The sequence below is a fragment of the Mesorhizobium sp. genome, assembly GCF_024509055.1.
In the GTDB taxonomy this organism is placed as follows: Bacteria; Pseudomonadota; Alphaproteobacteria; order Rhizobiales; family Rhizobiaceae; genus Mesorhizobium.
This window is the reverse complement of the sequence record NZ_JANINM010000353.1, coordinates 17,145-31,227: the sequence shown is the minus strand read 5'-3', so window position 1 is coordinate 31,227 and position 14,083 is coordinate 17,145. Positions and strand designations below refer to the sequence as shown.

12 protein-coding genes are annotated in these 14,083 nt (G+C 62.7%); all 12 read left to right on the top strand.

What is annotated here, in order from left to right; all coding sequences use genetic code 11:
* Nucleotides 1-1,028: mechanosensitive ion channel domain-containing protein (locus Q0L57_RS15165; RefSeq protein WP_296743897.1), on the top strand; the 1,028-nt coding region annotated here is incomplete at its 5' end.
* 158 nt (nucleotides 1,029-1,186) lie between these two features.
* A complete protein-coding gene (locus Q0L57_RS15160) occupies nucleotides 1,187-1,450 on the top strand; it encodes a hypothetical protein (protein WP_296743896.1) in 264 nt (87 codons plus the stop codon).
* Nucleotides 1,451-1,650: 200 nt separating this feature from the next.
* Complete coding sequence (locus tag Q0L57_RS15155) at nucleotides 1,651-3,090, top strand: UbiA family prenyltransferase (protein WP_296743894.1); 1,440 nt, start codon at nucleotides 1,651-1,653, stop codon at nucleotides 3,088-3,090.
* 2 nt (nucleotides 3,091-3,092) lie between these two features.
* Nucleotides 3,093-4,445 carry an FAD-binding oxidoreductase gene (locus tag Q0L57_RS15150; RefSeq protein WP_296743903.1) on the top strand — a complete coding sequence of 451 codons (1,353 nt, stop codon included), beginning with the start codon at nucleotides 3,093-3,095 and terminating at the stop codon, nucleotides 4,443-4,445.
* Nucleotides 4,446-4,567: 122 nt separating this feature from the next.
* The gene (locus Q0L57_RS15145) at nucleotides 4,568-5,002 is read left to right on the top strand and encodes an EamA family transporter (RefSeq protein WP_296743893.1); all 435 of its coding nucleotides are present in this window, start codon (nucleotides 4,568-4,570) and stop codon (nucleotides 5,000-5,002) included.
* A complete protein-coding gene (locus Q0L57_RS15140) occupies nucleotides 4,999-6,006 on the top strand; it encodes an NAD(P)-dependent oxidoreductase (protein WP_296743891.1) in 1,008 nt (335 codons plus the stop codon). Before Q0L57_RS15145 ends, Q0L57_RS15140 begins: the two co-directional genes overlap by 4 nt.
* A 32-nt stretch (nucleotides 6,007-6,038) precedes the next feature.
* Nucleotides 6,039-7,502 carry an aspartate aminotransferase family protein gene (locus Q0L57_RS15135; protein WP_296743902.1) on the top strand — a complete coding sequence of 488 codons (1,464 nt, stop codon included), beginning with the start codon at nucleotides 6,039-6,041 and terminating at the stop codon, nucleotides 7,500-7,502.
* Nucleotides 7,503-7,509: 7 nt separating this feature from the next.
* Nucleotides 7,510-8,745, top strand: a complete 1,236-nt coding sequence (locus Q0L57_RS15130) for a hypothetical protein (protein ID WP_296743890.1) — start codon at nucleotides 7,510-7,512, stop codon at nucleotides 8,743-8,745.
* Nucleotides 8,742-9,500: an FkbM family methyltransferase gene (locus tag Q0L57_RS15125; RefSeq protein WP_296743888.1), complete on the top strand. Its 759-nt coding sequence runs from the start codon at nucleotides 8,742-8,744 to the stop codon at nucleotides 9,498-9,500. The genes Q0L57_RS15130 and Q0L57_RS15125 overlap by 4 nt, the downstream gene beginning before the upstream one ends.
* A 154-nt stretch (nucleotides 9,501-9,654) precedes the next feature.
* A complete protein-coding gene (locus Q0L57_RS15120; protein WP_296743887.1) occupies nucleotides 9,655-12,216 on the top strand; it encodes an FAD-dependent oxidoreductase in 2,562 nt (853 codons plus the stop codon).
* 154 nt (nucleotides 12,217-12,370) lie between these two features.
* The gene (locus Q0L57_RS15115) at nucleotides 12,371-13,144 is read left to right on the top strand and encodes a site-2 protease family protein (RefSeq protein ID WP_296743885.1); all 774 of its coding nucleotides are present in this window, start codon (nucleotides 12,371-12,373) and stop codon (nucleotides 13,142-13,144) included.
* Between the two features lie 79 nt (nucleotides 13,145-13,223).
* The gene (locus Q0L57_RS15110; protein ID WP_296743883.1) at nucleotides 13,224-14,048 is read left to right on the top strand and encodes a DUF1194 domain-containing protein; all 825 of its coding nucleotides are present in this window, start codon (nucleotides 13,224-13,226) and stop codon (nucleotides 14,046-14,048) included.
* The last annotated feature ends 35 nt before the right edge of the window (nucleotides 14,049-14,083 follow it).

Here is a 14,083-nt window from a genome sequence, read left to right as displayed (position 1 = left end):
TGATGATCGTGCTGGTGTTCCTGCCACTGATCCTTCTTAGTTGGGGGTTCCAGCCGGGCGACATCGAGGCTTGGGCTCTCAAGCTCGCGACCGGCGTACAGATCGGCTCGGTGACGATCTCCTTCCTCGGCATCCTCACTGGCATTGTTGTCTTCGTCATCGGCTATTTCCTGACACGCTGGTTCCAGGGCTGGCTGGACGGTTCGGTGATGGCGCGCGGCAAGGTCGACGCCGGCGTGCGGAACTCGATCCGCCTGGGTGTCGGCTACGCCGGTGTCGCGCTGGCGGCGCTGGTCGGTATTTCGGCGGCGGGCATCGACCTTTCCAATCTGGCGCTGGTGGCCGGCGCGCTGTCACTGGGTATCGGCTTCGGCCTGCAGAACGTCGTCTCGAATTTCGTCTCCGGCCTGATCCTGCTGGCCGAACGTCCGTTCAAGGTCGGGGACTGGATCGTCGCCGGCGACACGAGCGGCACGGTGAGGAAGATCAGTGTGCGCGCGACGGAGATCGAGACGTTTCAACGGCAGTCGGTCATCCTGCCCAATTCGAACCTGATCAACAACGCGGTCGGCAACTGGACGCATCGCAACAAGCTCGGCCGTATCGACGTCAAGGTCGGCGTCGCCTATGGCACCGACGTCAAGCGCGTCCACGCCATCCTGCTCGACATCGCGCGTTCGCACCCGATGGTGCTTAAGAATCCAGAACCCTTTGTGCTCTTTGCTAATTTCGGGCCCGCGGCACTGGAATTCGAGATTCGCGTGTTCGTGGCCGACGTGATGAACGGCAGTGTTGTTCAGAACGATATCCGCTTCGCCATCTCCGACATGTTCGCGGAAGAGCATATCGAGATCCCGTCGACGCCTCGCGCGGTGGTGGAAGCCAAGAAGCACGAGGCCTGGCCGATCGACGACGACAAGAGCGAGGTCGAGTTCGCGGAGCGTGATCGGCTGGAGGCGGAGGCCGCCGCGGAACGTGCCCGCCTCGCGAAGATGAGGCGCAAGGGTCGCAAGCCCGATCCGGGTTGAGCGCTTCGACGCACCCCTGGCGCCAGCCGCAAAACCAATTGTGGCATGAATGCGGCATTCAGTTGCGGTTCAGCTTGCATCTCATATAAGCTTGCCAGCAAACGGCGAGAATGCCTTGCGAAATTGAACAGGGGCGGTGTGAGAACACCGGAATTGCAATGTGGAAGTCTGTCGTTGCCGCAGCCGCTTTCCTGGCCATGGGCGGTTCGGCTTTCGCCGCCAGCGCGATCAACAAGGACGCCCAGACCCGGACGCTGATCGTGACCGAAGGCGGCGCCAAGAGCGAACTGACGCTCGCTTCCGGCGAGACGGCGGAGTTTTGCCCGAATGGTTGCTTCGTCACCATGCCAAATGGCGACCTCGAAGCCCTGACCGGCTCCGAGACGGTCGAGATCTCGGGTGGCGTCGCCCGCATCAAGTGAGCGTTGCACCATAGCCAGCAAAGGCCGGGCGAATGTCCGGCCTTTTATCGTTTCCGGTAGCCGCCGCTTAACGATGAAGCCGGAAATTCCCCCTGCACCCACCGGTACAACCGGGCGTTTTAACGCTCGCTACGCCATCGCCCGCTATATATCGGACGCGAAGGCGCCCCAAGCGGCGCGGGGGCGAGCAGGGCAGGAAAATGGACGCGCGGTCGGACAGGAACGCAATTCCGCTTGCGGTCGATCTCGACGGTACGCTGATTGCTACGGACCTTCTGTGGGAAGGTCTGTTCATCCTGCTCAAGAAGAACCCGCTTTATCTCTTTCTCATCCCGGTCTGGCTGGCAGGCGGCCCAGCGCGGCTGAAGCAGCAAATCTCCGCGCGCATCGACATCGATCCGGCTTCTCTGCCTTATCGCGCCGAATTGCTCGATCGTTTGCGTTCCGAACATCACGAAGGGCGCAAGATCGTGCTTGCGACAGGCACACCGCGCAAGTTCGCGGAGGCGGTCGCCGCGCATCTCGGCATCTTCGACCGCGTGCTGGCGACGGACGGGCCGCACAACATGACTTCGGGCCGCAAGCGGGCCTCGCTTGTGGCCGCCTATGGCGACGGCGGCTTCGATTATGCCGGCAACAGCCGCCATGATCTTCCCGTGTTCGACGTTGCGCGCGAAGCGATTGTCGTGGCGCCGGACCGCAGCGCCGCGCGCTGGCAGGCGGCGCACGGCGCCGAAACCTTGCCGGCGCCGAAGCCGACCAGGAAGACCTTCATCAAGATGCTGCGTGTGCATCAGTGGCTGAAGAATTCGCTGATCGCCGTGCCGATGGTGCTTTCGCACCAGTATTTCAACGTCGGCATGATCTGGGACTGCCTTTTGGCATTCGTGTCCTTCAGCGCGGTGGCTTCCGCCATTTACATCGTGAACGACTTTTTCGACTTGGCGCTCGACCGCAAGCACCCGACCAAGCGCAACCGCCCATTCGCCAGCGGCGCGCTTTCGATCCCGTTCGGCCTTGGCGCCATCGCCACGTTGCTTGCGATCGGCGTCGCCGCCGGATCCCTGCTGCCGATCGAGTTCCTCGGCGTGCTCGGCGGCTATATCGTGGTCACAACCGCCTATTCGCTGTCTTTCAAGCGCATGCTCCTGATCGACGTGCTCACGCTGGCCGGCCTCTATACGATCCGTGTGCTGGCGGGTGCGGCCGCGACCGGCGTCGACGTCTCCTTCTGGCTGCTGGCCTTCTCGATCTTCTTCTTCCTTTCGCTGGCGCTGGTGAAGCGGTTCGTCGAATTGCGCACGACAGCCATTCCGCCGGGCGAGCGCATCGCCGGTCGCGGTTACCGCACCGAGGACCAGGAGATCGTAGCGCAGGCGGGCATGGCATCGGCCTTTTCCTCGGCGCTGGTTCTGGCGCTCTATATGGACAGCACGGCGGTGCGCGAACTCTATCCGCATCCCTGGGTGATGTGGCCGCTGGCGCCGATCGTGCTTTATCTGACAATGCGTGTCTGGATCCTCGCGCGCCGCGACGAGATGCATGACGATCCGGTCGTCTTCATCATCCGCGACTGGCGCAGCCAGATCGTAGTCGCCATCGGCGCTGTCCTTCTGGTCGCCGGAGGCTGGGGCTGGTGAGCATGGGCGGCGAACGTTTCGGCAGCTTCGGACTGGCGACGCCGCCGGCGCGTCATGCGATTGCTGCTGACGAGGCCATTGCGCTGCTGAAGAGCGGCGCAGCACAACCGGGCTCGCTGCTCGGTTATGGCAATGGCCGTTCCTATGGCGACAGTTGCCAGAACGATGCCGGCATGGTGGTCGACATGCGTCCGCTGAACCGCATACGCGGCTTCGATGCGGAGACTGGCATCCTCGAGGCGGATGCCGGCGTGCTGCTGTCGGACATCATCGCGCATGCCGCGCCCTACGGCTTCTTTCCGGCCGCGGTTCCGGGCACGCAGTTCGTCACGCTTGGCGGGGCCATCGCCAACGACGTCCACGGCAAGAACCATCATCGGCGCGGCACATTCGGCTGCCATGTCGAGGCCTTTGCCCTGTTGAGATCCGACGGCCGCATTCGTCGTTGTTCCGAGACCGACAATGTCCATCTGTTCCGGGCGACGATCGGCGGCATGGGGCTCACCGGATTGATCCTGTCGGCCTCGATCCGGCTGATGCGCGTTCCTTCGCTCGACATTATCGAGAGGGCGACCCGGTTTCGCGATCTCGGCGAGTTCTTCGATCTGGCGGAGGCGGCGGACCAGGCCAATGAATATGCAGTCGCCTGGATCGACCAGCTTGCCGGGGGTCATCGTAGCGGTCGTGGGCTGCTGTTCACCGGCAACCATGCCGAGCGTGGCTCGCATGCGGCATCGCCCGCTTCGAGCCGGCTTTCGGTCTCCGTGCAGCCGCCCTTCAATGTGCTCAACGGTCCGTTCCTGACCGTCTTCAATACCGCCTATCGCTGGAAGAAGGGGCGGTCTTCGGCTCCCCGGCAAACCGGCTATCAAGGCTTCTTCTTTCCGCTCGATGGCGTTCGCGACTGGAACCGACTCTATGGGCCGCGCGGGCTGTTTCAGCATCAGAGCGTTGTGCCGGAGGGAGCGGCGCGGCGTGCTGTCCCGGCATTGCTCGAGGCGGCGCGGCACGCAGGGCAGGGATCGTTCCTGACCGTGCTGAAACGCTTCGGCGGTGCCCGCTCGCCCGCGCTGCTTTCGTTCCCGCGGCCGGGCTACACGCTGACGCTGGATTTTCCCAACAAGGGCGAAAGGACGCTGAAGCTGCTCGCCGAACTCGACCGCATCACGATCGAAGCGGGCGGAGCGGTCAATCCGTACAAGGATGCCCGGATGGGACCCGGGACTTTCGCGGCATCTTTCCCGGAATGGCCACGGCTGGAGGCGCTTCGCGACCCGGCTTTCATGTCGAGTTTCTGGGCTCGGACAGCAAAAACACTGAATGCAGGCGGAGGCCGCTCGGAGGCCGCAGAATAGATAAAATTTGAGTAAATCTTGGTAAACTGATCGTTAAAACCGGAGTTTACTCAAAATAATCATGTGATTTCACGAACTGTTTGCGAGTTTGTAGTAGGACCGCTCAAGGGCGGGTGGCAACAATGAAATACATCGTCTTCATCCTTTTTACGGTCATGACCAATGCCGCTGCGCAGCTGATGCTGAAGCAGGGCATGATGTCGCTCGGTCCGATTTCCTTCGAGGGCGCCAACCCGCTGCTGAAATTGCTCCAGATCGTTTTCAGCCCATGGGTGTTCCTGGGCCTTTGTACCTTCGTTATTTCGATGGCGTCGCATCTTTACGTGCTGTCGAAAGTCGAGCTCAGCTTCGCCTATCCCTTTCTTAGCCTCGCTTATGTCGCTGTCGCGATCTTCGCCTATTTCCTGTTCCGCGAGGATCTCAATGGCTGGCGCATCGCCGGCATCGCCTGCATCTGCGTCGGCACGGTCCTGATCGCGCAAAGTGGCCGCGGGCATGAGGAGCAGACCGCTTCCATCGTGTCCGACAAGATTCAAGCAAACGAGATCGTTCGATGAGACATGTGATTTTCGGCGGCGACGGTTTCGTCGGCCGTCACCTTGCGCCCAAGCTCGTTGCCGACGGCGAGGAAGTCGTGGTCGCCGATATCGTCAAGAGCGACCTGCCGCACTACCGCTCGGTGCGCTTCGTCCAATGCGATGTGACCGACCCGGCATCGGTGGCGGCGGTTGGACTGAAGTCCGACGACATGGTCTACAACCTGTCGGCCAAGATGCTGTCGCCGATCCAGGTGCGCGCCAAGCGGCACGACTTCTTCTTCCCGGTCAACTTCCACGGCACCGAGCACATCATGCAGGCCATGGACAAGGCCGGCTCGCCGAAGCTGGTCCACTATACGACCGACATGATCTACGGCCACACGGTCACCTTTCCGATGACCGAGGAGCATCCGGTCGCGCCGCTCGGCGAATATGGCTGGTCGAAGCAGAAAACCGAAGAACTGGCGGCCGAATGGCGCAAGCGCGGCATGTCGATCTCGCTGTTCAGGCCACGGCTGATCATCGGGCCCGGTCGTCTCGGCATCCTGGAGAAACTGTTCAAGCTGATCGACTGGAACCTGCCTGTGCCGATGATCGGCTCGGGCAGGAACCCCTATCAGTTCATCTCGGTGTTCGATTGCGCCGAGGCCGCGCGCGCGGCCTGGAAGGCAGGCGTCCCGAACGAGGCCTACAATCTCGGCTCGCTCAATCCGCCGCCAGTGAAGAAACTGCTCGGCGACCTCATCCGCCATGCCGGCTCGAAATCGCTCCTCATCCCGACGCCGGGCTGGGCGGTCAAGCGCACGCTCGACCTGCTCGATCTCATGAACATGCCGATCATGGACCCGGAGCAATATCTGATCGCGGACGAGGAGTGCGTGCTCGACGTCTCCAAGGCCGAGCGTCAGCTGGGCTGGGTGCCGCAATATCGCGACGAGGACATGCTGATCGCGGCCTACAGCGAATACCGCGCCAAGAAGGACGGCCACGCCGTCGCCACCAAGCACGTGCCCGCCGAATAAGGCGCCGAAGGGGAGATTTCGAGATGACCGTCATGGCCAAGCCGGAACAGACAGGCACGCGCACGCTGGTCGAGGCGCCGGCGCTGTCGCCCGCAACAATAGCCAAGCCCGACCTGATCAGCGTCGAGCAGGCCAAGGCGATGGATGTCGCCCGCATCACCGACCTGTTCAAGGCGCATCTCAACCCGGGCCAGCTGCATTTCATGAAGCTGCTCGGCTTCCACAAGATCAAGATCGAGCGCGCCGAAGGCATGTTCTATATCGACCAGAACGGCCGCAAGATCCTCGACTTCTTCGGCGGCTTCGGCTCGCTGGCCTTTGGCCACAACCATCCGCGCATCCTGGAGGCGCGCCGCAAGTTCCAGGAGGAAAAGCGCCAGGAGATCGCCATCGCCTTCATGTCGCAATATGCGGCCGCACTTGCGCACAATATCGCCAAGTGCTCGCCGGGCGAGCTCGACATGGTGTTCCTCGGCTCTTCCGGTTCGGAGGCCATGGAGGCCGCCGTGAAGCTTGCCGAGCGCGCCGCCGGCCCGAAGCGGCCGAAGGTCGTCTATGCCGAGAACTCCTTCCACGGCAAGACGAAGGGCGTGCTGGCGATTACCGACGGCCAGCTCTACCGCGCCGACTTCAAGGTGGCCGACAATGTCGTGCGCGTTCCCTTCGCCGACATCGACGCGGTGGAGCGTGCCTTCCGCAACGATCCCGAGATCGGAGTCATCGTGCTCGAGACCATCCAGGGCGGCGGCGGCATCATCCAGGCATCGGCCGAGTACTGGCGGAAGCTGCGCGCCTTGTGCGACCAGTATGGCGTGCTGTGGGTCGCCGACGAGGTGCAGTGCGGCTATGGCCGCTCGGGTCGCTTCTATGCCTTCGAGCACTATGGCGTGGTGCCGGATGTGACGGCACTGGCGAAGTCGCTGGGTGGCGGCAAGGCGGCTGTAGGCGCCATGATCGCCAGGCGCGAGGTCTACATGAAAGCCTATGGCACGCCGAAGACGGCGATGATCCATGCCATGGCGACCTTCGGCGGCATGGGCGAGGCCTGCGTGACGTCGATCGAGGCGCTGAACGTGCTCTACGACGAAGGGCTCATCGACAATGCGGCTTCGACCGGCGACTACCTTCTGCAGCGGCTGCAGGCGCTGAAGGAGAAATACCCGAAGATCATCAAGGACGTGCGCGGCAAGGGCTTCATGGTCGGGCTCGAGTTCCACGACTTCTCCCAGACCCTGCCGATGGTGCTGCGTCCGGTGGTGAGCGTGCTCGACGACAAGCTGAAAGGCTCGCTGTCCGGCTTCGTCGGCTCGCTGTTGCTGCGCGACTACGACGTGCTCGTCGCCTTCACCGAATACAATCGCAACGTCATCCGGCTCGAGCCGCCGCTGATCTGCCAGCGCGAGCATGTCGACCGCTTCGTCGATGCCTTCGACAGTCTCCTGTCGCGCGGCATCGTGGCGATCGTGAAGGATTTCGTGAAGAGCCAGGTTCGCTGAGGCACCGATGCTAACCAGGCCGCCCACAAGCTCCGCCAATCCGCTCGACGGGCTGACCGGTGCTGGTCTCGCCCGGGGCGAGGGGGCTTACGCACGGTGGGCGACGTCGATCGGAGCGATGGCCTTCTCGCTCTATATCCTGCTGACTGCGGCGACGGCCTGGATCATGCCGGACGCCAATTGGGACATGCTGCCCTACCTCGCGATCGCCGAGGAGGGCACCTATCCCGATCCGCAGGTTCTGCATGACTATGCCTACAGCACGGTCAAGGCCGGTGTGTCGGCCGGCGATTACAAGGCACTGACCGACGATGGCGGCGGCTTTCGCAGCCATATGACCGAGAACGCAGCCGACTTCCATTCGCTGCTCGGCATGTACCGCATCAAGTTCCTCTACGCCGAGATCCTGTCCAGCCTGAGCCACGTCGTGTCCCCGGTCGAGGCGATGCGGCTGGTGCAGGTGTTCTCGGTGCTTCTGTTCGGCTTGATCACGCTGCTGTGGCTGCGTTCGGAAGGCGCACTGGCGCTGGCGCCAGTGGTAGGCGCTATCCTGATCATGGCCGATTTCGGCGAGACCGCGCGGGCCTCGACGCCGGACCTGTTGTGTTCGGCTCTGTTCCTAGGCGGGCTCCTTGCCTATACGCGCAAACGCGAGGTGGCGACGGCGATCCTGCTTTTCCTCGCTTTCATGGCGCGGCCGGACAACATCGTCTTCCTCGCCATCTTCGCGGTCCTGCTCGTCGCGTTCCGGCAGAGAGGATGGGGAGCGCTGGCCGGGTTTGGCGCCTCCTTCATCGCCTATTTCGCCATTTCGCATTGGGCCCAGCACCCGGGCTGGTGGCCGCATCTGTGGTTCTCCAGCATCGAGCAGCACTACAACATGGTCGGCTTCGAGCCGCCGTTCTCTGTGGCGGCCTATCTCAAGGCCTTCGCCGCCTCAGTGGTCCGCGCCATCGGCATGAACAGTTGGGTCGGCGTATCGGTGCTCGCTTTAGCCGGATGGTTCGGGCTGGAACGCGCTGGCTTCCGGCTCGACCGCCGCGCCGGCGTCCTGTTCGCGGCGCTCGTGCTCGGCGTGCTCGCGAAATTCACGGTTTTCCCGATTCACGACACCCGCATCTATTTTCCCAATCTCCTGCCGCCTTTCCTGCTGCTTGCCACGCCGCTGATGGCGCTGTGGGCGTCGGCAAGCCGTAGCGGACATCGCGCCGCATTGCAGGTCATCCCTGGAGACAAGGCATGAGTTCGGTTGCCAGCATCGCGCGCGTGCTGCTCTCACTAGGCCTTCCGGTGGGCCTGCTCGATCGAGGGCCATCGCTGCGCGGCACCAAATTCCTCGCCAAGGCGGCGCTCAAGGCGCGCTTCGGTGGCAAGGGCCGGCCTTTCCAGATGGTCAATGTCGGCGCTTGCGACGGTGCTTTGTTCGACGACGTGACACCGTGGTTGCATCGCATCCCGGGTGCTCGCGCCATACTGGTCGAGCCGATCCCCTATAACCAGAAGCGGCTGCGCGCCAACTATCCTGATACCGACCGCTTCGTCATCGAGCCGGTGGCGGTGACCAGGACCAAGGGCACGATCACGGTCCACACTTTCGATGCCGCGGCGCTGGAGGCTGGGACGCTACCGATCGAGTTCATCGGTTGCTCGTCGGTAACCGACACGAACCTGATGTCGGGGAAGAATGCCTGGGGCGCGGCGGACGCCAACTTCAACAAGTTCGCACCGCATCTGAAGGACATCGAGGTGCCCTCGGAGACCCTGCAGACGCTGCTCGACCGCAACGGCATCAAGCATATCGATGCGTTTCTGGTCGATTGCGAGGGCGCCGACTGGATGGTGTTCGAACAGCTGGACCTCAAGCGTTATCGCCCCGGCATGATCAAGATCGAAGTCGGTGCGCTACCGGCCGCCGAGATTGGCCAGGTGGTGGTCAAGCTCAAGACAGCCGGTTATCAGGTCGGCTTCCAGGCCGAGGATATCTGGGCCTTCGCCTGAGCGAAACGCTCCAACGAGCCGACTAACGCGCCGGGTCGCGGCGCACTTGCGGCGTGTCGCAAACAGGCGGTAGCCCGACCGCCGTCCTCTGCATATTGTGCGCCATTCGAACGGGCGCCTACGCGCCGGCATTATCATTCTGGAGTCGCGGGCAATGGCACAGTTTCCGAAAAAGGCGAAGGTCGTCATCGTCGGCCTAGGTGGCATTGTCGGCGCATCGGTCGCCCACCACCTGATCGAGCGTGGCTGGGACGACATTGTCGGCATCGACAAGTCGGGCATCCCGACCGATATCGGCTCGACGGCGCATGCCTCGGACTTCTGCTACACGACCAGCCACGATTTTCTCTCCTGCTGGACGACGCTCTATTCGATCGATTTCTACGAGAAGATGGGCCATTACGCGCGCGTCGGTGGTCTTGAGGTCGCACGCGTCGGCGATGACGGGCGCATGGAAGAGATCAAGCGCAAGATCGCTTCCGCCAAGGCATTCGGCACGCGCGCGCGCCTGATCGAACCAGCCGAGATCAAGAAGAAGTTCCCGCTGATCGAAGAGCATCTGGTCCAGGGTGGCCTGTGGGATCCCGATGCGGGCCTCGTCATCCCGCGCTCGCAGACAGTCGCCGGCAAGCTGGTCGACCAGGGCGTGGCCGCCGGCAAGCTCCAGGCGTTCGCCAACACGTCCGCAAAATCGCTGATCGTCGAGGACGGCCGCATCAAGGGCGTTGTCACCGAGCGCGGCACGATCGAGGCCGATTATGTCGTGGTCTGCACCGGCATCTGGGGCCGGCTCACCGCCGCGCTCGTCGGCGAGGATCTGCCGGTTATGCCGATCGACCACCCGCTGACCTTCTTCGGCCCCTACAACGAGTTTGCCGGCACCGGCAAGGAGATCGGCTGGCCGCTGCTGCGCGACCAGGGAAACTCGGCCTATATGCGCGACACCGGCGATCCGAAGACCGCTGAAGGCGGGCAGATCGAATGGGGCTATTACGAGGAGACCAATCCGCGCCTCTGCCACCCCCGCGACCTGCTCGAAAAGGACCAGGCGCGGCTGTCGCCGTCGCAGCGCGACCTCGACATGGAGCAGATCATGGCGCCGCTCGAGCGCGCGATGGAGCTGACGCCGATCCTCGGCGAACTCGGCTACAATGAAGGCCATTCCTTCAATGGCCTCCTGCAGGTGACCACCGATGGCGGCCCGTCCATGGGCGAGAGCCAGAAGGTGAGGGGCTTATGGTACGCCGTCGCCATCTGGGTCAAGGACGGCCCGGGCATGGGCAAGCTCATAGCCGACTGGATGACCGACGGCCGCACTGGGATCGACCACCACGCCATCGACTACTCGCGTTTCTATCCGCACCAGACGCAGGAGCAGTTCATCTGGGATCGCTGCACCGAGACGGCGATGAAAGTCTACAATCCGGCGGTGCATCCACGCGAACCCTTCTCCAAGGGCCGCAACATTCGCCGCTCTCCGTTCTGGGAACGCGAGAAGGAACTCGGCGGCTACTTCATGGAACTGGGCGGCTGGGAGCGCGCCCATGGTTACGCCGCCAACGAGCATCTCCTGGAGAAATACGGTAACCGCGTCCCGGTACGTGAGAACGAGTGGGACAATCGCCACTTCTGGCGCGTCTCCAACGCCGAGCATCTGGCGATGAGCGAGGATTGCGGCATCGTCAACCTCTCGCACTTCTCGATGTACGACGTCGAAGGCCCCGATCATGTAGCGCTGCTGGAATGGCTGTGCGCGGCCAAGATCGGCGGCGACAACAACATCGGCAAAGGCATCTACACGCACTTCCTCGACGAGGAAGGCATGGTGCGCGCCGACTTCACCGTCATCCGCATGGCCGATCGCTGCCGTGTGATCAACGGCGCCGATGCGGGCCCGCGCGACTTCCGCTACATGCAGCGCACTGCGCAGGACAAGGGCTTCGACGTCACCGTCACCGACGTGACCGAGAAGTATGTGACCATCGGTATCTGGGGGCCGAACGCCCGGGCGACATTGCAGAAGGTGGTCGAGAATCCGGACGGGCTTTCGCTTGAGAACTTCCCCTTTGCCGCGATCAAGCGAATCCGCATCGGCGGCAAGGATGTCACGGCGTTCCGCATCTCCTATGTCGGCGAGCAGGGCTGGGAACTGCATATGCGCTACGAAGACGGCCTGGCCGTCTGGGACGCGCTGCGCTCGACCGGCGTCATGCCCTTCGGCGTCGAGACCTATGCCAACACGCGCCGCATGGAAAAGAGCCTGCGCCTGCAGAACGCCGATCTGCTCACCGAATACAATCTGCTGGAAGCCGACCTCGCCCGTCCGAAGGTCAAGGAGAACGACTTCTGCGGTAAGGCCAAGCATGTGGAATACCGTGCCCGCGAGAACCAGCCGGCGATACTCTGCACGCTGGTGATGACCGACAACAAGGATGCCAAGGGCGTCGCGCGCTATCCGGTCGGCATTATGCCGGTCATGGATCCGGCAACCGGCGAGACGCTGGTCGACGAGCTCGGCCGCCGGTCCTTCACCACGTCGGTCGCCTATGGTCCGACCATCGGCAAGAACATCGCGCTTGCCTATCTGCCCTGGGCTTTCGCCCAGGAGGGCCGCAAGCTCAACGTGGAATATTTCGGCGAGACCTATCCGGTTGAAGTCGCGGCCGTCGGCTACAAGCCCCTCTATGATCCGGAGAATCTCAAGCCGCGCAGCTGAGGCCCGGACGTACAAGTCTTTAATGTGAAAGCTCGGCCCAGGTCGGGCTTTTTCCTTTTGTGTGACGAGTTTCTCGCATAGCCTCGCGCTGGGCGGAGGGGACAGTTTGCAAAGGTTCGGCTGGGATAGAAAAAGCGACTCGTTCGTTTTCAGAATGAATGAGAATATTCCCGTTCATGTGAGTTGGACTTTTGCCGTTCCGGCCGTCCTGCCTTTCCTGAGCGAGTGGCCGAATCGGCCCGGAAATGCCCTGATGCATACGGTCATACTCGCCGCACTTTTGTTCCTGTCGGTGTTGCTGCATGAACTTGCCCACGTGTGGGCAGCGCGGCGGCGAGGCATCGGTACGGAAAGGGTAGACCTTTACCTGCTCGGCGGAATTGCCTGGTTCAAACCTGGTAGGACTTCGCTCTATGGCTGGGCGTGGATCGCATTCGCGGGTCCTTTGGCAAACATCATTCTGGCCTTGGTGTTTTTTGCTGCGTACCATCTGGTTGCCCGGCCCTTATTGCCGGTCGAGACGGACGGCTTTTTCAATTCGCCCCCTCCAAGGTCTGACACCGTTCTGGAATGGGCGCTTTGGCTCGGAGCGCTTTTGAATACCGCTTTGGCCATCCTCAATCTCCTGCCGGCCTTTCCGCTGGATGGCGGGGCGATCGCCAAGCGATTGCTCACGCCACGCTTCGGCGCGGGTAACGCCGCGCGGATCGTCGGCTTCTGCGGCGTCGTGCTCTCACTATTGCGTTTCGTCGTCATTCTAGCGGCCGCAATAGCCGGGACTATGGTGTGGATCCCCCCGTCGTTCAAACCGAACTGGCGAGCGTTTCGCGGACCAAGCCGAAAGAAAGCTCTTTCGCAGTTTCCGGCGACCGATCCCGCCCCCGAAGTTGAATGGCGAGGCAAGCGCGGATGGCCTATCAAGAGGTGACTTGGACTGCTTAGCAGTGGCATCCGTTACCAACGATTCCCGGCTTTTGCACTGGGCGATTTTAGCCTAGCTTCATCCGATGTCTGCCTGTGCTAGACATCTCCTTTCCGGCGGTGCCGCGTTGGCGCTGACGTTGTCGCTGGCTACGGCTGCCCGGGCGGACGAGCCGGTCGATGTCGAGCTGGTGCTGGCTGTCGACGTGTCGCTGTCCATGTCGCCCGAGGAACTCGAAATCCAGCGCCACGGTTATGCGGCGGCATTGACGCATGAAGACGTCCTGAAGGCCATCGCCGGCGGCGCATACGGCAAGATCGCGGTTACTTATGTCGAGTGGGCCGGGACTAGGTGGCAGCGCGTCATCGTGCCGTGGACGGCGATCGCCAATCGCGCCGATGCGGAACGGTTTGTCGCGCAGTTCAGCGACGATTCGTTGGACGGCGCCAGGCGAACGTCGATTTCCGGTGCGCTGGAGTTCGGCAGCGACCTATTCGCCGAAAGTGGGTTTCAGGGCACCAAGCGGGTCATCGACGTTTCAGGCGACGGACCCAACAACCAGGGCGCGCCGGTGGATGTCACGCGCGACGAAGTCGTCAAGGAGGGCATCGTCATCAACGGCTTGCCGTTGATGGTGCGAAGCGGCTTTGGAGGCGGCTCAGACGCCGATCATCTCGATCGCTACTACAGCGATTGCGTCATCGGCGGACCGGGGGCCTTCATGATCCCCGTAAACGATTGGACACAGTTTCCCGAAGCGATCCGCCGCAAGCTGGTGCTGGAGCTCGCCGGTCCGGCGTCGTGGCAAAGGGCGGCGGAAGAGGCCGCGCACCCTCCGGTCGTGCTCGCAGGCGACAAGACCGCCACCGATTGCCAGGCCGGCGAGAAGATGTGGCGCAACCGCGGCTGATGCCGGTTCCGACCGTTTCAGGCGATCAGGTGTGG

Coding starts and splice junctions, on each gene's coding strand:
- Q0L57_RS15150 (WP_296743903.1), top strand. CDS start 3,093: ATGGGCGGCGAACGTTTCGGCAGCTTCGGACTGGCGACGCCGCCGGCG.
- Q0L57_RS15130 (WP_296743890.1), top strand. CDS start 7,510: ATGCTAACCAGGCCGCCCACAAGCTCCGCCAATCCGCTCGACGGGCTG.
- Q0L57_RS15160 (WP_296743896.1), top strand. CDS start 1,187: ATGTGGAAGTCTGTCGTTGCCGCAGCCGCTTTCCTGGCCATGGGCGGT.
- Q0L57_RS15155 (WP_296743894.1), top strand. CDS start 1,651: ATGGACGCGCGGTCGGACAGGAACGCAATTCCGCTTGCGGTCGATCTC.
- Q0L57_RS15125 (WP_296743888.1), top strand. CDS start 8,742: ATGAGTTCGGTTGCCAGCATCGCGCGCGTGCTGCTCTCACTAGGCCTT.
- Q0L57_RS15145 (WP_296743893.1), top strand. CDS start 4,568: ATGAAATACATCGTCTTCATCCTTTTTACGGTCATGACCAATGCCGCT.
- Q0L57_RS15110 (WP_296743883.1), top strand. CDS start 13,224: ATGTCTGCCTGTGCTAGACATCTCCTTTCCGGCGGTGCCGCGTTGGCG.
- Q0L57_RS15115 (WP_296743885.1), top strand. CDS start 12,371: ATGAATGAGAATATTCCCGTTCATGTGAGTTGGACTTTTGCCGTTCCG.
- Q0L57_RS15140 (WP_296743891.1), top strand. CDS start 4,999: ATGAGACATGTGATTTTCGGCGGCGACGGTTTCGTCGGCCGTCACCTT.
- Q0L57_RS15135 (WP_296743902.1), top strand. CDS start 6,039: ATGGCCAAGCCGGAACAGACAGGCACGCGCACGCTGGTCGAGGCGCCG.
- Q0L57_RS15120 (WP_296743887.1), top strand. CDS start 9,655: ATGGCACAGTTTCCGAAAAAGGCGAAGGTCGTCATCGTCGGCCTAGGT.